Raw genomic sequence first — 18,007 nt, 5'->3', positions numbered from 1 at the left:
AACCTGTCCGATGGCTGCGGCAAACACGGTAATCCCCGAAACAATGTTGTTGCGTCAAGCAAGCAGCGCATTTTTGCGCAGTTGTCAGGGATTTGTCAGCATTCCCTCAGGGAAATGACAGCTACATGATTTATGATTCCACCTGGAAACATGCCGAGCAACAAATGTAGCCCGGCCATCAGCGCCCGGTGCCCAGGAGAATTTCATGCAGCAACGTCAATCCGGTTTTACGCTCGTCGAGCTCATGGTCGTCGTGGCCGTCATCGGCATCCTGAGCGCCATTGCCTTACCTTCTTACAATAGCTACATTCTGCGCGCGCGCCTGGCTGAAGCCCATGGCGACCTGGCGTCGACCCAGCCGCGTCTGGAGCAGTACTGGTCCAACGAACGCACGTACGAGGGCTTTGCCGGCAAGCCCGCCGACACCAAGAACTTCACCTACGCATTGACGAGCGCCAGCGCCAGCGCCTATGTGCTGACCGCAACCGGCCGCGCGGGCGCCGCCGAGTTCGTCTATACCATCGACCAGGCCGGTACCCGCGCCACCACCGGCGCACCGGCCGGCTGGACCAAGAAAGACACTTGCTGGGTCGACCGCAAGGATGGCGCATGTACCCAATAAGCCCACCCCGGCGCCTTGCAGGCGGCTTCACGCTGATCGAGTCGATGGTCGGCCTGGTCGTGCTGGGCATTCTGCTGGCCGTCGGCGTGCCGCAGATGACGGGCTGGCTGGCCAGTACGCGCGCCACCGGCGCGGCGCAGTTCTACGCCGACGGCTTCGCGCAGGCGCGCAACCTGGCCATGACGCACAACAGCCAGAGCCGGCTGGTGTTTGCTCCCGCCGCCAATGGCCAGCCAGGCTGGCAGATCGATGTGTGCCTGCGTAACAGCGACAACCCCTGCACCGATGGCAGCAACGACTGGTCGACCGCCACCACGGCGGCCAGGGGGGCAACCGGCCCGACGGCAGACTACCGCTCGCTCGTGCGCAGCGCCGACACGCTGCCCCCGACCACCATGCTGACCATCACGCTGGATCCGGCCGACGATGACGCCGTGTATTTCACGCCGCTGGGCTGGATCGATGCCGGCCAGCCGAATCAGGTGCGCCGTGTCGACCTCGCGCCAGCGGGCACGCTCGTGGGTGAATTCAAGCCCTCGGCCGTCGTGCTGACCCTGGGCGGCATGGCGGTGACCTGTGTGCCGGGCGCCGCCCCCGGCGATTCACGCAGGTGCCCGCAATGATCCGCACTGCAACGATTCGCACCTCAATGATCCGCCGTGCCGAACACGGCGTCGCGCTGCTCGAGTCGCTGCTTGCCGTGATGATCCTGGGTATTGCCCTGGTCGGCACGCTGGGTCTGCAGGCGCGTTCGATCGCGGCGCTGTCGGATGCCGGAATGCGGGCCGAGGCGACCGTCGCTGCCAACGAACTGCTGGGCATCATGTACAGCGACATGCCGCACGCCGCTGACTATGCGCTGGCCGCCGGCGGCACCCCGGGTGCGCGCCTGGCCGCCTGGCATGCGGCGGTGCAGGAGCGGATTCCGGGCGCCGGCGTCGTGGTGGGCGTGGCCACCAATGCGGCTGTCGGCCGCACCGAAGTGAATATCGCGATCGGCTGGCAGCGCACCAGCGACAGCCAGCGCAATACCCATCGGATCAAATCCTACCTGACGGCATCGAAACCATGAGCGCCCCGTCCATGAGGGTCCCGTTCCCGTCCCCGTCCATTCTCCGCGCCGGCGGCTTTTCGCTGGTCGAACTGATGGTCAGCGTCGTCATCGGCCTGCTGGCAGTGCTGTTTGCCACCCGGATCATGACCGACAGCGAGCGCAACAAGGACGCCGCGCTGGGCGGCTCCAACTCGATGCAGAACGGCATGCTGGCCATGTTCCAGATCAGCAGCGACGCCGAGCAGGCCGGCTTTGGCCTGAACGATCCTTTGATCACCGGCTGCAACACCATGTTTGCCGACAGCCAGGGCTACGAGCTGGCGCCGGCCAAGCGCGGCGCGGCCACGATCCGGCCGCTGGCCGCTGCCGTGATCGAGCCGGGCGGCACGGGCCCGGACCGCCTGACGCTGTACGCAGGCGGCGCTCCTGGCGGCACGTCGACCATGCGCGTGATCAAGAATTACATTGGCGGCACCAGCGTCGAGGTCGATCGCGATCCATGGGGTTACTTCACGCTCGGTGACGTGATCGTCGTCGCGCCCGAGAACATCGGGGCCGATTGCGCGCTGGCGCAGATATCGAGCGTTCCCGACAAGCCTGAACTCTCCTTCGGCGCGACCAGCCAGCGCTTCAACCGCGGCGCGCTGGGCGCGAATTACACGGGCAATACGACCCGCCTGTTCAATCTCGGACCGGGCGCGCGCCTGGCGTTTCATACCTGGTCGGTCGAGGGTGGCTACCTGCGCCTGCGCGCCACCGACATGGCCAATGCGGCCCAAAATGCGCAGGCGGTGACTGGCGACATCGTCTCGCTCAAGGCGCAGTACGGTTTCGACCGGCGCCTTGGCGCCGCCTTTGCACTCGAGAAGGGCACCGCCATCAGTGCCTGGTCGTCCACGATGATCGATGCCGACGGCGATGGCGTGACCGGCAGTCCCGGCGACTATGGCCGCATCGTGGCGCTGCGCATCGCCGTGGTGGCGCGCGGGAAAAACCCCGAGCGGCCTGCCGCTGACGGCACGTGCACTGCCACGACCACCGCGCCGACGTTGTTCGCGCGCGCGCAGCCGAGCGAGGCCACGGCGGAAGAAGTGGAGATCGACCTGGCGGTGGAGAACGATCCAGTCGACTGGACGTGCTATCGCTACCGTGTATTCGACACCATTGTCCCGCTGCGCAATGCGGGATGGAGGCCATGATGGCGCATCGTCCGCAACCGTTGTTCCGGGCCGCCCAGCGCGGCATCGCGCTGCCGGTCATGCTGATCATGATGCTCGTGATGCTCGTGACGAGCATCTATCTGCTCAAGTCGAGCAATAGCACGACGCTGAGCGCATCGAGCCTCGCCTACGACGCCACGCTCAGCCGCGCTGCCGATTTCGGGCTGCACAAGGGCTTCGAGTGGATCGACCAGAAAGCCAAGACCGACAAGGGCGCGCTGACGGCGCACCAGCCGGCGGAGGGTTACCGCGCCACCATGGCGCCCGGTCTGTCCACCCGTGAAGAAGAGTTCTGGAGCGACAGCAAGAAGGTCACGGATTCGGGCGGCACCGAGGTGGAATACGTGATCCACCGCCTGTGCAAGAGCACCGGCACCTTCGACGACAAGAACGCCTGCGTGCAGACCGCTGCCAACACGGCCGGCCTGGGCAACGCGACCGCCATCGGCGAGAGCATTCGCACCGATGGCGTCGTGTACGCCGCCAGCCCGCAATTGCACTATGTGATTACCGCCCGCATCCACGGTGCGCGCGGCGGTACCGTGGTGAACCAGATGGTAGTACTGATCGGCGTCTGATGGCGCCGTACAAACGAACGGATTGCCCATGAACTTCTCGACGACCCCCACGCGTGCCGCCGGCCGCATTGGCCCGCTGGCACAGCTGGTACCGCTGGCATTGCTGGCGCTGCTCCTGGGCGCGCCACTGGCGCAGGCAGAACCCACCGCCATCGCCCAATTGCCGCTGCTCAATATCAGCGGCAGCGGCACCGTCAAGCCGAACCTGATGCTGCTGTACGATAACTCGGGGTCGATGAATTTCAATTACACGCCCGATTACATCAACGTCACCGACACCTGCCGCGCCGGTACCACGATGTCGGCCGGCACGCGTGCCTGCAAGATTGGCGATCCGCCATTTGCCAGTGCCGGCTTCAACCGCCAGTACTACGACCCGGCGGTGCGGTATGTCCCGCCGGTCAAGGCCGACGGCACGTCGTATCCCGATCTCGACGCCGGGCGCACGGGCGACTGGAAGCGCGTGCCGACCGACGTGTATGGCGTCAACAAAGCGGACTTTCTGGGCACCAGGACGGACACCAGCAATCTGGTGGATGGCTTCTACGATATCGAATGGTGCGACGGTAACATGAACAACTGCGTGCGCAATACGGGTGGCTATGCCTACCCGACCAACGCCCGCTACCGTGCACGCTATGTCTACAGCACCCCGTACTACTACACGAACAACGTCGCCGAATACTGCACCAATACCAACCTGACCGATTGCCGCGCCGCGACCGCCAACGGCACGTCGCCGGCATCAGGCTACACCGTCGCGGCGCGCGTGCGCTGGTGCGACTCGAGAGCATTGACCAAATGCCAGGCCAAGTTCGTCGGCAACTACAAGTTTCCGCGTTTCGGCGCCGAGAACGTGGTGGCGCCGTGGTACGGCACGATCACCATCGGGGCTTCCAATACCGCCAGCACGCGCTCGATCCCCGAGGTAACCGCCGTCGGTCCGCTGGGCACGCAGGTGATCACCAACAGCGCCGTGACTGCGGCAGCCGGCACCAACACGGCCGACAAGCAGGCTGCCCTGGCCCAGGCGCTGGCCGTGTCGATCAATAACAAGGTCGGCGACGCCGACAGTTACTTCGCCTGCGTGCGCTCCCCGAGAAACGGCGCGGTGCCCAGCTGCAGCAGCCTGGGCGTGGCCCTCGGCGCCGACAACGTGGTGGGTGTCGTGCCGGTCTCGTGTCCTGCGGGTTCGACCACCAAGTCGCTCAGCGTGTGCAGCCTGGTGTCCGACAACAGCCGCGCCGGCACCGGCCTGATGGTCGCGGACGGCACCGGCGCGACCGCCTTGTTGCGCGTGAGCGGCACCACCAACAACAGCAACAACAACCGCGACAGGCAAGTAATGAGCCGCCTGAACTTTGCCGGCAGCGGCATGCTGGGCGGCGACATCACGTTCAACCGCAGCACGGGCGCGAGCGCGGTTGTGGCTGCACTGCAAGCCCGGATCGGCACCCGGGGCAATGTAACCGCCTATGTTGGCGGCACCCCGAATTCGTCGCCGGTCTGTGCGAACGAGCCCAACACGACGCTGTGCCTGGTGGACAGCTCCGGCCAAGCCGAAGGGCTGGGCATCGACTACACCATTCCGAGTAACAACCGGCTCAACAACAACACCTGGCTGACGATGAGCGCTGTCAACGCGATCTCGGACATCGTGCCGACGTCGGCTACCGGCCTGGGTGGCTCGGTGTTCGTGCGCACGGACATCGTTCCCGGCCGCACTATCTACCCGCGCGCCATCGGCCGCACCGACTGCACCAGCGGCTCCTGCTCGTATGCGCAGGAGATGACAAATTTTGCCAACTGGTATGGCTACTACCGCACCCGCAACCAGATGATGAAGACGGCCGTTGGCCAGGCGTTCTCGCCCGTCACCGACAAGTACAACGTCGGGCTGGTCGCGTTGTCGGTTGCCGCGGTCGAAGGCGCCATGAACAAGCCCAAGCCGTTTGCCGGCGCTGACCGCAACAGCTGGTACGACGCGCTGTACGCGATGGATACGGAGGGTTCGACCCCGGTGCGCCAGGCCCTGCACGCGATCGGCAAGATGTACGCCAACCAGAGTCCGTACAACTACGCGGCCGGCGAGGAAGTCGTGAAGTTCCCGTGCCAGCAGAACTTCACGTTCATCACCACCGACGGCTACTGGAATGGCAAGGCGCCGCTCGGGGTGGCCAGCAACGACGAAGTCAACAATCCGGCGCGCTTCTGCCTGCAATCGAAGGGCTGCGTCGATCCGCGCGGTCAGGGCAAGCCATCGCTGGCTGACATCGCGCTGTACTGGTACAACGGCGGTTCGGCCGACAAGACCGTGTCACTGCGCCCCACGCTCGAGGACTACACCAAACCCGGCGCGGTGCCGGCTGGCACCGGCGAGAACAACCGCCTGCACATGCGCACCTATGCCCTCGGCCTGGGCGTGGACGGCATCATGAACTACGAGGCGAAATACGACACTGACCCGGATCCGAACGGCGACTTCTACAAGCTGGTCAGCGGAGCGCTCAACTGCCCCTGGAACAAAGAGGGGCGCTACGTCTGGCCCGATCCGGACGTCGACGAGGACAGCGGCTCGGCTGCCCTGCAATCGCGCGTGGACGATCTGTGGCATGCCGCGATCAATGGCCATGGCAAGTACTTCTCGGCGTCCGATCCGATGCAGGTGGTGGAAGGGCTGCGTACGGCCCTGTCGAACATCGAAGTCAAGACCGGCGCAGCGGCGGCGGCGGCCACCTCGACCCCGAACATCTCGCAAAGCGACAATGACATCTTCTCGGCGACGTTCACCACCGTGCACTGGTACGGGCGCCTGTCCAAACGCAAGGTCAATACCATCACCGGCGACGTGGCGGCAACCGAGGACTGGAATACCTCGAGCCTGCTCGGCAGGCAGGTCGAGGTGGGTGACGATGGCCTGGACGGCCGCTCGATCTACATGCTCAAGGATGGGGCCCTGGCCGCGTTCAGCTATGACACGATGGACACGGGCACGCGCGCCTGGTTCGACAACAAGTGCAATGCGCTGACGCAGTGCGCCAATATGTCGGTGGCCAACCGCGCGCTGGTCAACGATGGCCGCAATATCGTCAACTGGCTGCGCGGTCGCCAGCAGTACGCCAACGACAACGTCCTGCGCGCCTTCTCGCGCCAGGAAGTGGGCACCGACAAGACGACGATCCCGATCGTGCTGGGCGATATCGCCTCGTCCAAGCCGGCGTACCTGCGCGAACCGCGCCGCAATTTCGACCGGCCCGGCTATGGTGCCTTCAAGACCACCCATGCGAGCCGCAAGGCAACCGTGTTCGCCGCCGCCAACGACGGCATGCTGCACGCATTCGACGCGAACTCGGGCGAAGAATTGTGGGCGTACGTCCCGCGCATCACGATGAAGAAACTGCACCAGCTGGCCAGCACCACCTATGGCACCAACCACATCTTTTCGGTCGACGGCTCGCCCGAGATTGCGGACGTCCAGGTCGGCACCGAATGGAAGTCGGTGCTGGTGGCGGGGCTGAACGCGGGCGGGCGCGGTTACTACGCGCTCGATGTCACCGACCCGGCCGCGCCAAAAGCGCTGTGGGAACTGTGCGCCGACGCCAGCGCCTGTGCCGGCAACGTCGACACGCGTCTGGGCCTCACGTTCGGCAACCCGCAGTTCGGCACCATCGTCGACAGCGCCGGCGTGGAGAAATGGGTCGTGTTCCTGACCTCGGGCTACAACAATATCCCGGGTGTCGACGGCGTCGATGGGGGCGACGGCAAGGGCTATCTGCTGGTGGTCGACGTTGCCACCGGCAAGGTGATCGAATCGCGCTCGGCGACGACCGGCGAGGGCAGTGTCGCCACGCCATCCGGCCTGGCCAAGATCTCGGCGATCACGAATGATCCGAACAACGATCCGCGTGTGACGTATGTGTACGGCGGCGACAATACCGGCAAGATGTGGCGCTTCGACTTCACCGGCGCCGGGACACCGGCGCGCGTGCTGATGGGCGACGCCGGCGTGAATCAGCCGGTCACCACCCGCCCTGAAGTCACGCTGTGCCGGGTCGACACCACCGTCGACAACAAGACCGTCGCCTCGGCGCAGCGCGTCGTGCTGTTCGGGACGGGCCGCCTGCTCGACCTGGTCGACGTGACCAGCACCGAGGTGCAGAGCGCCTATCTGCTCAAGGATGACGGCGAGGGCATCAGCACGGCCGCATGGCGCCAGTCTTCGGCCATGGTCAAGCGCACGCTGGCGCGCGTGAACGGCGACGACACGGGCAATGCGCCCTACACGATCGATGGCGGTGACGTGAACCTGGCCAGCACGAAGGGCTGGTTCACCGACTTCAACCTCAATACCGGCGAGCGCGTCAACCTCGACCCGCAAGTGGTGGCCGGCACCATCAACGTGGTGACCAACTTGCCAAGTTCGTCGACCGACTGCAAGGTCGGCGGCACCAGCAATATCTACCAGCTCAATGTCTGCACCGGCCGCGCGGCCTCGCCGGACGGGCTGGCCGGGTATCCGCTGGCCAGTTCGGCCGCGGTGGGCTTCATCGTGATCCGCCTGCCGTCGGGCGCGCTCAAGACGATCACCACCACTGCCGACGGCACCATGGTGACCGGCAAGTTCCCGCCATCGGAAACGATCGAGGCACACCGCGCCGGCTGGCGCCGCGTGCGCGACTGAGGGATGGCATAGGGAGCAAAGAGAGTTCACACGGCGCCTTGCGAAAACGGTAAAATCGAGGGTTTTCGACAAGGGCCGTTTGAAGGGCTCGACTATGGCCAACGATACCGACACCTCCGCCGCGCAGGACACGCCTGACGCGCGCGATGACAGCACCACCACTACCACCAACTCGGCCGCACAGGCCGGCGTGATCGCGCGCGAAGTGGGGCGCCGCCGCACCTTCGGCATCATTTCCCACCCGGATGCCGGTAAAACCACGCTGACCGAAAAGCTGCTGCTGTTCTCGGGCGCCATCCAGCTGGCCGGTACCGTCAAGGGCCGCAAGAGCGGGCGCCATGCGACGTCCGACTGGATGGACATCGAAAAGCAGCGCGGCATTTCGGTTGCCTCGTCGGTGATGCAGTTCGATTTCCGCGACCACGTCATCAACCTGCTCGACACCCCCGGCCACCAGGACTTCTCCGAAGACACCTACCGCGTGCTGACGGCGGTCGACTCAGCGCTGATGGTGATCGATGCGGCCAAGGGCGTCGAAGCGCAGACGATCAAGCTGCTCGAGGTGTGCCGCATGCGTGCCACGCCGATCGTCACGTTCATGAACAAGATGGACCGCGAAACGCGCGATCCGCTCGAGCTGCTCGACGAAGTCGAATCGGTGCTCAAGATCGAGTGCGCGCCGGTGACCTGGCCGATCGGCATGGGCAAGAACTTCCGCGGTGTGTACCACCTGCTGAAGGACGAGATCATGCTGTTCAAGGCCGGTGAAGAAAAAGCCGATGGCGCCTTCGAGATCGTCAAGGGCATCGACAATCCGCGCCTGGCCGAGATGTTCCCGCTCGAGATCGAGCAGCTCAAGATGGAAGTCGAGCTGGTGCACGGCGCCTCGCACGTGTTCGACTTGGAGCGCTTCCTGTCCGGCGTGCAGACCCCGGTGTTCTTCGGCTCGGCGATCAACAACTTCGGCGTGCGCGAAATCCTGTCGGCGCTGGTCGACTGGGCGCCTGCGCCGCGCGAGCGCGACGCCACGGTGCGCTCGGTCCTGCCAAGCGAAGTGCCATTCTCCGGTTTTGTCTTCAAGATCCAGGCCAATATGGACCCGGCCCACCGCGACCGCATCGCATTCCTGCGCGTGTGCTCGGGCCGCTTTGAAAAAGGCATGAAGGTCAAGCACCTGCGCCTTGGTCGCGACGTCAAGCTGTCGTCGGTCGTGACGTTCATGGCGTCGAGCCGCGAGCAGGTCGAAGAAGCCTTCGCCGGCGACATCATCGGCTTGCCGAACCACGGCAATATGCAGATCGGTGACAGCTTCACCGAAGGCGAAATGCTCAGCTTCACCGGCATTCCGTACTTCGCACCAGAGCTGTTCCGCTCGGTGCGCATCCGCAATCCGCTCAAGATGAAGCAGTTGCACAAGGGCCTGCAGCAGCTGGGCGAAGAGGGCGCGGTGCAGGTCTTCAAGCCGGTGCTGGGCAGTGAGCTGATCCTGGGCGCCGTCGGCGTGCTGCAGTTCGAGGTGGTTGCCAGCCGCCTGCTCAACGAGTACGGCGTCGACGCCGTATTCGAAAGCGCCAGCATCAGCAGCGCGCGCTGGGTCTCGAGCGACGACAAGAAGGCGCTGGCCGACTTCGAAAACTCGCTCGGTCACAACGTGGCCTACGATGCGGCCGGCAATATGGCGTACCTGGCCACCTCGGGCGTCAACCTGCGCCTGACGCAGGAACGCTGGCCCAAGCTGACCTTCCACGCCACCCGCGAGCACGCGGTCAAGCTGGCCTGATTTTAGGCCTGAGCCCGCGTCTTCCTGACGCGGGCCGTTATTCTTCCCCTGATTTTTTTGGTGCTGCGCTGGTGTCGATCGCAATCGATGCCAGCGTTTGCGTGCGCGAGGCGCCCAGCGCGTCGGTCACGCGCAGCTGCACCGGTAGCCACGCATGCTGCGGCGCCAGCCACAGTTCCAGCACGGGCGCACCCGGCTCGCCCAGGCGCACCAGCCGCAAGGTCTCGAGCGGCCCGGCGGCCGTCGCGATCCGTTCCGGCCCCGTCACCTGGTAGCGCTCAATGCCGGCGCCGCCTACGCCGCCGACCCAGAATTCCAGCACGTCCTTGATCTGGCCTGCATCGCCCACGCCCATGCCCGCCAGTTGCAGCAAGACCGACGCCGTGTCCTGGCTTCCCGGCACGAGCGGGAAGGGCTGTCCCTGCGGCCCGGCGCCGATGGTGCCGCTGCCGCGGTCGAACACGGTGGTCAAGGCGCCAGTGCCCATCCCGGTCAATGCCCGTTGCGGTGCGATGCCGGCATCGTCGACCTGGCCTTCGCTGGAGATCGTACCCAGCACACCATCGAGTTCGACCGCATAGCGCGTGCCATCGCTGCGCCAGACCATGCGCGCGCTACCGCCGTCCTGTGACGGCGCGTCCAGGCTGCTGCGCGTGACGACGGTGTAGTCGATGCGGCCGGACGGCGGTGGCTTGACGCGGTAGGTGCCCGGCATCTGGATGGGGGCAGCACTGCCGCCGCTGGCGGCGGGCAGCGCGGCCTCGCCAGCGTCGATCGGCGGCGCGGCGGACGGCATCGCAACAGGGCCGCCATCGGCCATGGCGATGGGCGCGGGCGCCACGGGCGGCGCTGGGGCGGCTGGTGGAGCAGGTGTGGCGGGTGCTTCGACCGCGCTGGGTGGTGCATCCACGATGCCCCGTTCGGACGAGGCCAGCCGCACCGTAAACGCCGGCATGCCGATGACGGCGGGGCGCTGCGTCAGGCGCGCGTCGATCCAGGCGATCACCAGTGCGTGCAGCAGAAGCGACAGCACGCAGACCAGGAGCAGGCGCCGGTTCCGCTGCAGTGGAGCAATAAAGATCATGCCGCTAGTGTAGCGCGCGCTTTGCGCCATCACAAAGGCTGGCTTGTTCTGCGGCGTACATTCAAGAGTGCACTCAAGAAATATTGCGCTCTAAAGGGGATACCATCATGATGATACCGCCGCGCCGCCCTGTCGTTCCACCTGCCATGACGGCGGCCTGACATGCTGGCCCGTCTTCGCATCGGCCCCAAGCTCCTGCTGGCCCCAGGCGCCGTCCTCGTGCTGCTGCTGGTACTGTCCTGCGCGGCCTATGTCGCACTGGCGCGCCAGAATGCATCGCTCGAATCGATCGTGGGCCAGCGCGCCGCCAGCCTGCACGCTGCCGCCAGCCTGGGCACGCAATCGCACAAGGCGCATGCCGACATCTACCGTTACCTGAGCTGGATGGGCGGCAGCTTTCCGCCGGCCCGCACCGAGCCGCTGCGGCGCGACATCCTGGCGCAGCACGGACGCATTGCGGTTGGCCTCACGACGCTGTCGGCCGGCCCGCTGACGGGCGCCGAACTGCGTCACGTCGAGCAGGCCGCGCAGGCGCAGCGCCGCTACGCGCGCGCGGTGCGCGACGTCATCGAGCTCGCACCACTGGACGGCTCGATCAGCGCCAACGCGATGCAGAAGGCCGAAGCTGCCTACGCGCTGGTCGACCAGCGCCTGGCGGGCCTGAGCGCGCTCGAAGACACGCTGGCGCGCCAGGCCGCCGCAGGCGCCAAGGCCGACTTTCGCATGGTCTCGCTGCTGATGCCGGCCGTGCTGGTGCTGGCGATCGGGCTGTCGCTGGCCATCACGTTCGCCGTGCGCCGCATCCTGCTCGGCGAGATTCGCGGCATCGGCATGGCCGCCAGCAGCCTGGCCAGCGGCAACTTCACGGTGCAGGAGCGTGACTATGGCAGCGACGAAATCGCCGACACGTCGCGCCTGCTCGATGCGAGCATCCGCAACCTGAATGGCATGTTGTGCACGGTCGTCGAGGCCGCGCGCACGATCGGTGCAGCGTCGCGCGACATCAAGCTGGGTAGCCTGAGCCTGCGCAGCCGCGCCGTGTACCGCGCCGAGGCGCTGGCGGACACCGAGGGTACGCTGCAAGCGCTGGCGGCAAACGTGCGCGACAACGTTGATGACGCCCGGGCCGCCAACCGCCTCGCCGCCGGCGCCGGTAACGTCGCGCAGGACGGCGGTGGTGTGGTCGAGCGGCTCGTGAACACGCTGGACGCGAGCCGGCGCAGCGCGCAGCAGGTGATGGCGATCGTCGATGCGCTGGAGGTGGCGGCAGGCGAAACGGGCACGCGGGTGTTGAATGCCGCGCTGGACGCCTCGCGTGCGCCAATGAGCGCCACGGATCTGGCGGCGGTGGCGACCGAGGTGCGCTCGCTGGCGCGGCGGGTGGCCGCAGCCAGTCAGGAAATCCGCGCCGTGGTCGCGCAGTCGGTGGCGCAGATCGATGGCGGCACGGCGTGGGCGCTGCACGCCGGCAGCAATATGCAGCGCATCGCCAGTTCGGTGCGCGATGTCGAACATCTGGTCGGGCGGATCGGCTCGACCGGCGATGGCCAGGCGAAGCAGCTGCAGGGCGTCAGTCAGGCGATCGTGCAGATGGACCAGGTCACGCGCCAGAACTGCACGCTGGTCGAGGAAGCCGCCAGCGCCGCCTGCATGCTGCAGATGCAGGCCATTGCGCTGGCGCGCACCGTGGCCGGGTTCAGGCTGGAAGAGGAAGAGGGTAGCCACGGGGCGCCAGCGGCGACGTTGCCGGTACCGCCAGGCCCCAATGAAAACAGCGGCGTCCCCGGCGAACCCACGCGCGAACGACGTGGGTCAAACCGGGAACGCCGCCGTCACTCGGCATCGCATTTGCGGCTCGCATCGAGCCGCAAATGATGCCGCTGCGGGAGCAGGTCAGTGATTACTCGTAATCGCTGATCGGCGCGCAGCCGCAGAACAGGTTGCGGTCGCCGTACACATTGTCGGCGCGGCCGACCGGTGGCCAGTACTTCTTCTTGCGCAGGCTCGCGACCGGGAACGCCGCCACTTCACGCGTGTAGCCGTGGGCCCAGTCGTCGCTCGTGACCACTTCGGCCGTGTGCGGTGCACCCTTGAGCGGATTGTCCATGCGGTCGTACTCGCCGCGCTCGACCTTGACGATTTCGGCGTGGATCGTGATCATCGCCTCGATGAAGCGATCGATCTCGGCTTTCGATTCCGATTCGGTCGGCTCGATCATCAGGGTGCCCGGGACCGGGAAGCTCATGGTCGGCGCATGGAAACCGAAGTCCATCAGGCGCTTGGCCACGTCTTCGTTCGAGATGCCGGTCTTGTCCTGCAGCGGACGCAGGTCGATGATGCACTCGTGCGCCACCAGGCCGTCGTGGCCCGCGTACAGCACCGGATAGTGCGGCGCCAGGCGGCGCGCGATGTAGTTGGCGTTCAGGATCGCCACTTCGGTCGCTGCCGTCAGGCCATCCGCGCCCATCATCGCGATGTACATCCACGAGATCGGCAGAATCGAGGCCGAGCCGAAGGCGGCAGCGCTGACGGCGCCGATGCCCTGTTCGTCACGGACGTAGCCGGTCGAGAGCTGGTTTGGCAGGAACTTCGCCAGGTGCGCGCCGACGCCGATCGGGCCGACGCCCGGGCCGCCACCGCCGTGCGGGATGCAGAAGGTCTTGTGCAGGTTCAGGTGGCTGACGTCGCCGCCGAACGCGCCCGGCGAGGCCAGACCCACCAGTGCGTTCATGTTGGCGCCGTCGACGTACACCTGGCCGCCGTGCTGGTGCACGATCTCGCACAGTTCCTTGATGCCTTCTTCGAACACGCCGTGGGTCGACGGGTAGGTGACCATCACGCAGGCCAGATTCGCGCTGTGCTGCTCGGCCTTGGCTTTCAGGTCGGCCAGGTCGACGTTGCCGTTTTCATCGCAGGCGGTAACGACGACCTTCATGCCGACCATGCTGGCCGACGCCGGGTTGGTGCCGTGGGCCGACGACGGGATCAGGCAGATATTGCGGTGGCCTTCGCCGCGCGCCTGGTGGTACTTCTGGATCACCAGCAGACCGGCGTACTCGCCCTGCGAACCAGCATTCGGCTGCAGCGAGATCGCGGCGTAACCGGTGGCGGCGCACAGCATCGCCTCGAGCTGCGTGATCATTTCACGGTAGCCGACGGTCTGGTCGTTCGGCGCCAGCGGGTGGATGTTCGAGAACTCGGGCCAGGTGACCGGCACCATCTCGGACGTCGCATTCAGCTTCATCGTGCACGAACCGAGCGGAATCATCGTGCGGTCCAGCGCCAGGTCCTTGTCGGCCAGTGCGCGCAGGTAGCGCAGCATTTCGTGCTCGGCGTGGTAGCGGTTGAAGGTCGGGTGGGTCAGGTAGTCGCTGGTGCGGGCCAGGGCCGTCGGCAGCGCATCGCTGGCGTCGGCGTCCAGTGCGTCGAGGTCGACCGGTTTGCCGTCGCCGAAGATGGCCATCAGCGTGGCCAGGTCGTCGCGGGTGACGGTTTCGTCCAGCGCGATGCCCACTTGCGTGGCGTCGATCTGGCGCAGGTTGATGCCGTACTCAACCGCTGCGGCATGGATCGCGCCGGCGTCCTTGACGCGCACGGTCAGCGTGTCGAAGTAGGTCTGGTTGACCAGCTCGAAGCCCAGTTGCTGCAGGCCGGCGGCCAGGATCGCGGTCTGGCGGTGCACGCGGCGCGCAATGCGCTCCAGACCCTGTGGGCCGTGGTAGACCGTGTACATGCCGGCCATCACGGCCAGCAGCACTTGCGCGGTGCAGATGTTCGACGTCGCTTTTTCGCGGCGGATGTGCTGTTCGCGCGTCTGCAGCGCCAGGCGGTAGGCCTGGTTGCCCTGCGCGTCGATCGTCACGCCGACCAGACGGCCGGACATGCTGCGCTTGAATTCGTCGCGCGTGGCCAGATAGCCGGCGTGCGGGCCGCCGAAACCGAGCGGCACGCCGAAGCGCTGGCTGTTGCCCACGACGACGTCGGCGCCCCATTCGCCCGGCGGCGTGAGCAGGGTCAGTGCCAGCAGGTCGGCAGCCACGATCACCATGCTGCCGGCGGCGTGCAGTTTCTCGACGGCGGCGCGGTAGTCGCGCACTTCGCCATTCACGCCCGGGTATTGCAGCAGCACGCCGAAGCAGGTTTCGCCCAGCGACTCGACGTCGGCCGCGGCGATGGTGCGCACTTCAACACCGATCGGCAGCGCGCGCGTTTCGATGATTTCGCGGGTCTGCGGCAGCACGTCGTCGGCGACGTAGAACACTTTCGATGCCGACTTGCCCACGCGCTGGATCAGCGTCATGGCTTCGGCGGCGGCGGTGCCTTCGTCCAGCATCGACGAGTTGGCGATGCCCATGCCGGTCAGGTCGGTCACGGCCTGCTGGAAGTTCAGGATCGCTTCCAGGCGGCCCTGCGAAATCTCTGGCTGGTAAGGCGTGTAGGCGGTGTACCAGGCCGGGTTTTCGAAGATGTTGCGCAGGATGACCTTTGGCGTGAAGGTGCCGTGGTAGCCCTGGCCGATCAGCGACTTGAGCACCTTGTTCTTCGAGGCCAGGCCCTTGAGGGTGGCCAGTGCTTCTTCTTCGGTGCGTGGCTCGGCGAACTGGCCCAGGTCGATCTTGTCCTTGCGGCGGATATTGGCTGGCACGACGGCGTCGATCAGCGCGGCGCGGGTCTCGTAGCCGAGGGCCGACAGCATCGCTGCCTGGTCGGCGTCGGACGGGCCGATGTGGCGCGGGATGAATGAATCACGTGCTTCGAGTTGGGTGAGGCTTGGTCGGGTCATGTTGGGGGACACAGTCTGCGGCGACGTTGAAGGAGAATGGCGGGTGGTGCAGGGCGGTGCGCCCCGGCGGGGCCGGCGGCGCACCTGGAGGCGGATCAGTGGTCGGTGGTCTTGCCGTAGGCGTCAGCGTCGAGCAGATTGTCGTACGAGCCGGCGTCGCTTGGCGCGAGCTTGAACAACCAGCTGCCGTAGGCGTCCTGGTTGATCGAGTCCGGCGCGTCGGCCACTGGCTGGTTCACGGCGGTGACGGTGCCGTCGACTGGCGCGTAGATGTCGCTGGCGGCTTTCACCGATTCCACGACGGCGGCGTCGCTGCCGGCGGTGAAGGCCTTGCCAACCTGCGGCAGTTCGACGAACACGATGTCGCCCAGCGCGTCCTGCGCGTACTCGGTGATGCCGACGGTCAGGGTGCCGTCTTCTTCGCGGCGAACCCACTCATGGGATTCGGTGTATTTCAGGTCGGTAGGGATGTTCATGGGGACTCCGGGTAGTTGGGTGGATAGCAGTATAGGTGTTCTGGATGCAGGGCAGCGCTCAGGCGGCCAGCACTTTACCGTTGCGCACGAACGGCAGCTTGACGACGCTGGCGGCCAGGCGCTTGTCGCGGATGATCACGTGGACGGTGTCGCCGATGGCCACGTCCATCGGCACGCGTGCCAGGGCGATCGCCTGCTGCATGCTCGGGCTGAAGGTGCCGCTGGTGATTTCGCCTTCCAGGCCGGAGGCCGCGACCACTTTCTGGTGCGCGCGCAGGATGCCGCCTTTTTCGCGCAGGATCAGGCCGACGAACTGCGCGCCCTGGCCCTTGGCCTGCAGGGCGGCCTTGCCGATGAAATCGCGCTCGGAGACCAGGTCGATCGTCCAGGCCAGGCCGGCGTCGAGCGGGTTGACGGAGTCGTCCATGTCCTGGCCGTACAGGTTCATGCCGGCTTCCAGGCGCAGCGTATCGCGCGCACCGAGACCGGCCGGCTTGATGCCGACGGCAACGAAGGCATTCCACAGCGCTTCGGCTTGCGACGCCGGCACGCCGATCTCGAAACCGTCTTCACCCGTGTAGCCGGTGCGGGCGATCATCGCTTCGCCAAACGCCGTATCGGGAACGATGACGGCGTTGAACGGCTTGAGGTTTTCCGATGGCGCCTGGGTGGTCGGCAGCACCTGCCACACCTTGGCGCGGGCGTTCGGGCCCTGCACGGCGATCAGCGCGATCGGATCGTTGCCGTCGCGGCGCGCGGTGATGGTCACGCCGCTGTTGGTGGCGGTGTTCTGCTGGTTCATCCAGGCGACGTCTTTTTCGGCCGTGCCGGCGTTGACGACGATGCGGAACCATTCTTCGGACAGGAAATAGACGATCAGGTCGTCGATGACGCCGCCTTCGGGATTGAGCATGCACGAGTACAGGGCCTTGCCCGGCACCTGCAGCTTGTCGACGTTATTGGCCAGCAGACCACGCAGGAACGTGCGCACGTTGGCGCCCTTGACGTCGACGACGCACATGTGGGACACGTCGAACATGCCGGCGTCGCTGCGCACCGCGTTGTGCTCTTCGATTTGCGAACCGTAGTTGACGGGCATGTCCCAGCCGCCGAAATCGACCATCTTGGCGTTGGCGGCGCGGTGAGCGGAATTGAGCGGGGTCGCTTTGAGCGTCATGGAATCCTCAGGCAGAAATAGGGGTACAGCACGGTCGTCGTGCGCTGTCGACCCCTCTGTCCTTGGTACCTGAGAGATAGCGGCTGTGCGCCGCTTGCCCCTTCGGTGGACCGCTACCGCGGCCGCTCTCCAGAGTTGAACCGCCGCGCGTCGCGCCGCAGTCCCTTGACCGGTCCTTTTGCCTGAGAGTTTATGGGTGAGTGCCCCTTCGGCGGCAGCAAGCTGCGCTCTCCCGATCAAGACTGCGGAGGATATTCCACCCTTTGCCGACTGTCAACCGCACACCCCCAAACTCATAATTAGGGTCAGAGTCGAATTGTTTGACAACTTTTGACAATTGCCCATTAAATCGACTCTGACCCTCATTATTTTTGACCTGTGCGGCAATAAAAACGATGCGTTTAGAAAACTAGATGACGAAGAGAATCGAACCCGGATTTTGGTAGCGCTAAATTAGCAAATAATAATGAGGGTCAGAGTCGAATTGTTTGACAACTTTGAGGAATTGCCCATTAAATCTACTCTGACCCTGATTGTGGGTTGGCGTGGGAT

General features: G+C 65.7%; 12 protein-coding genes and 2 riboswitches. Of the genes, 8 read left to right on the top strand and 4 right to left on the bottom strand.

Features of this window, described 5'->3' with window-relative positions; all coding sequences use genetic code 11:
• Positions 1–205: 205 nt before the first annotated feature.
• The 7 genes from AC1MGT_RS01810 (at position 206) to AC1MGT_RS01780 (ending at position 9,935) form a co-directional block, all read left to right on the top strand.
• Positions 206–622: a type IV pilin protein gene (locus AC1MGT_RS01810; protein WP_332533346.1), complete on the top strand. Its 417-nt coding sequence runs from the start codon at positions 206–208 to the stop codon at positions 620–622.
• Complete coding sequence (locus AC1MGT_RS01805; RefSeq protein ID WP_499502757.1) at positions 610–1,245, top strand: prepilin-type N-terminal cleavage/methylation domain-containing protein; 636 nt, start codon at positions 610–612, stop codon at positions 1,243–1,245. The genes AC1MGT_RS01810 and AC1MGT_RS01805 overlap by 13 nt, the downstream gene beginning before the upstream one ends.
• A complete protein-coding gene (locus tag AC1MGT_RS01800) occupies positions 1,242–1,694 on the top strand; it encodes a type IV pilus modification PilV family protein (RefSeq protein ID WP_499502756.1) in 453 nt (150 codons plus the stop codon). Before AC1MGT_RS01805 ends, AC1MGT_RS01800 begins: the two co-directional genes overlap by 4 nt.
• Positions 1,691–2,875, top strand: a complete 1,185-nt coding sequence (locus tag AC1MGT_RS01795) for a PilW family protein (protein WP_499502755.1) — start codon at positions 1,691–1,693, stop codon at positions 2,873–2,875. The genes AC1MGT_RS01800 and AC1MGT_RS01795 overlap by 4 nt, the downstream gene beginning before the upstream one ends.
• Positions 2,872–3,474, top strand: coding sequence for a pilus assembly PilX family protein (locus AC1MGT_RS01790; RefSeq protein WP_332533350.1), 603 nt, complete (start codon positions 2,872–2,874; stop codon positions 3,472–3,474). The genes AC1MGT_RS01795 and AC1MGT_RS01790 overlap by 4 nt, the downstream gene beginning before the upstream one ends.
• 28 nt (positions 3,475–3,502) lie before the next feature.
• Positions 3,503–8,155 (top strand): pilus assembly protein, encoded by a 4,653-nt coding sequence (locus tag AC1MGT_RS01785; protein WP_499502753.1) that lies wholly within the window; start codon positions 3,503–3,505, stop codon positions 8,153–8,155.
• 94 nt (positions 8,156–8,249) lie between these two features.
• On the top strand, positions 8,250–9,935 hold the full coding sequence (locus tag AC1MGT_RS01780; RefSeq protein WP_499502752.1) for a peptide chain release factor 3: 1,686 nt from the start codon (positions 8,250–8,252) through the stop codon (positions 9,933–9,935).
• 37 nt (positions 9,936–9,972) lie between these two features.
• Here the strand turns inward: AC1MGT_RS01780 and AC1MGT_RS01775 are convergent, their stop codons facing one another.
• Positions 9,973–11,019, bottom strand: a complete 1,047-nt coding sequence (locus AC1MGT_RS01775) for a DUF3108 domain-containing protein (protein ID WP_499502751.1) — start codon at positions 11,017–11,019, stop codon at positions 9,973–9,975.
• Positions 11,020–11,181: 162 nt separating this feature from the next.
• Between AC1MGT_RS01775 and AC1MGT_RS01770 the strand changes: the two genes are divergently transcribed.
• Positions 11,182–12,894, top strand: coding sequence for a methyl-accepting chemotaxis protein (locus AC1MGT_RS01770; protein ID WP_499502750.1), 1,713 nt, complete (start codon positions 11,182–11,184; stop codon positions 12,892–12,894).
• 25 nt (positions 12,895–12,919) lie between these two features.
• Here AC1MGT_RS01770 and gcvP read toward each other — a convergent pair whose 3' ends face one another.
• The 3 genes from gcvP to gcvT form a co-directional block, all read right to left on the bottom strand.
• Positions 12,920–15,802 (bottom strand): aminomethyl-transferring glycine dehydrogenase, encoded by a 2,883-nt coding sequence (gcvP, locus tag AC1MGT_RS01765; RefSeq protein WP_499502748.1) that lies wholly within the window; start codon positions 15,800–15,802, stop codon positions 12,920–12,922.
• Positions 15,803–15,897: 95 nt separating this feature from the next.
• Positions 15,898–16,278, bottom strand: coding sequence for a glycine cleavage system protein GcvH (gene gcvH, locus AC1MGT_RS01760; protein ID WP_332533355.1), 381 nt, complete (start codon positions 16,276–16,278; stop codon positions 15,898–15,900).
• A 58-nt stretch (positions 16,279–16,336) separates the two neighbouring features.
• On the bottom strand, positions 16,337–17,455 hold the full coding sequence (gcvT, locus tag AC1MGT_RS01755) for a glycine cleavage system aminomethyltransferase GcvT (RefSeq protein ID WP_332533356.1): 1,119 nt from the start codon (positions 17,453–17,455) through the stop codon (positions 16,337–16,339).
• Positions 17,456–17,501: 46 nt separating this feature from the next.
• A riboswitch (glycine riboswitch) is annotated at positions 17,502–17,598 on the bottom strand.
• A gap of 17 nt (positions 17,599–17,615) precedes the next feature.
• Positions 17,616–17,700, bottom strand: a riboswitch (glycine riboswitch).
• Positions 17,701–18,007: the final 307 nt, after the last annotated feature.

The sequence above is a fragment of the Telluria sp. BA11 genome, from assembly GCF_056680305.1.
This window is presented reverse-complemented; position numbering and strand designations above follow the sequence as displayed.

Excerpts from the sequence above, each read along its gene's own strand:
- AC1MGT_RS01805 (WP_499502757.1), top strand. The coding sequence starts at position 610 with ATGTACCCAATAAGCCCACCCCGGCGCCTTGCAGGCGGCTTCACGCTG.
- AC1MGT_RS01770 (WP_499502750.1), top strand. The coding sequence starts at position 11,182 with ATGCTGGCCCGTCTTCGCATCGGCCCCAAGCTCCTGCTGGCCCCAGGC.
- AC1MGT_RS01780 (WP_499502752.1), top strand. The coding sequence starts at position 8,250 with ATGGCCAACGATACCGACACCTCCGCCGCGCAGGACACGCCTGACGCG.
- gcvP (WP_499502748.1), bottom strand. The coding sequence starts at position 15,802 with ATGACCCGACCAAGCCTCACCCAACTCGAAGCACGTGATTCATTCATC.
- AC1MGT_RS01790 (WP_332533350.1), top strand. The coding sequence starts at position 2,872 with ATGATGGCGCATCGTCCGCAACCGTTGTTCCGGGCCGCCCAGCGCGGC.
- gcvH (WP_332533355.1), bottom strand. The coding sequence starts at position 16,278 with ATGAACATCCCTACCGACCTGAAATACACCGAATCCCATGAGTGGGTT.
- AC1MGT_RS01795 (WP_499502755.1), top strand. The coding sequence starts at position 1,691 with ATGAGCGCCCCGTCCATGAGGGTCCCGTTCCCGTCCCCGTCCATTCTC.
- AC1MGT_RS01800 (WP_499502756.1), top strand. The coding sequence starts at position 1,242 with ATGATCCGCACTGCAACGATTCGCACCTCAATGATCCGCCGTGCCGAA.
- AC1MGT_RS01775 (WP_499502751.1), bottom strand. The coding sequence starts at position 11,019 with ATGATCTTTATTGCTCCACTGCAGCGGAACCGGCGCCTGCTCCTGGTC.
- AC1MGT_RS01810 (WP_332533346.1), top strand. The coding sequence starts at position 206 with ATGCAGCAACGTCAATCCGGTTTTACGCTCGTCGAGCTCATGGTCGTC.
- gcvT (WP_332533356.1), bottom strand. The coding sequence starts at position 17,455 with ATGACGCTCAAAGCGACCCCGCTCAATTCCGCTCACCGCGCCGCCAAC.
- AC1MGT_RS01785 (WP_499502753.1), top strand. The coding sequence starts at position 3,503 with ATGAACTTCTCGACGACCCCCACGCGTGCCGCCGGCCGCATTGGCCCG.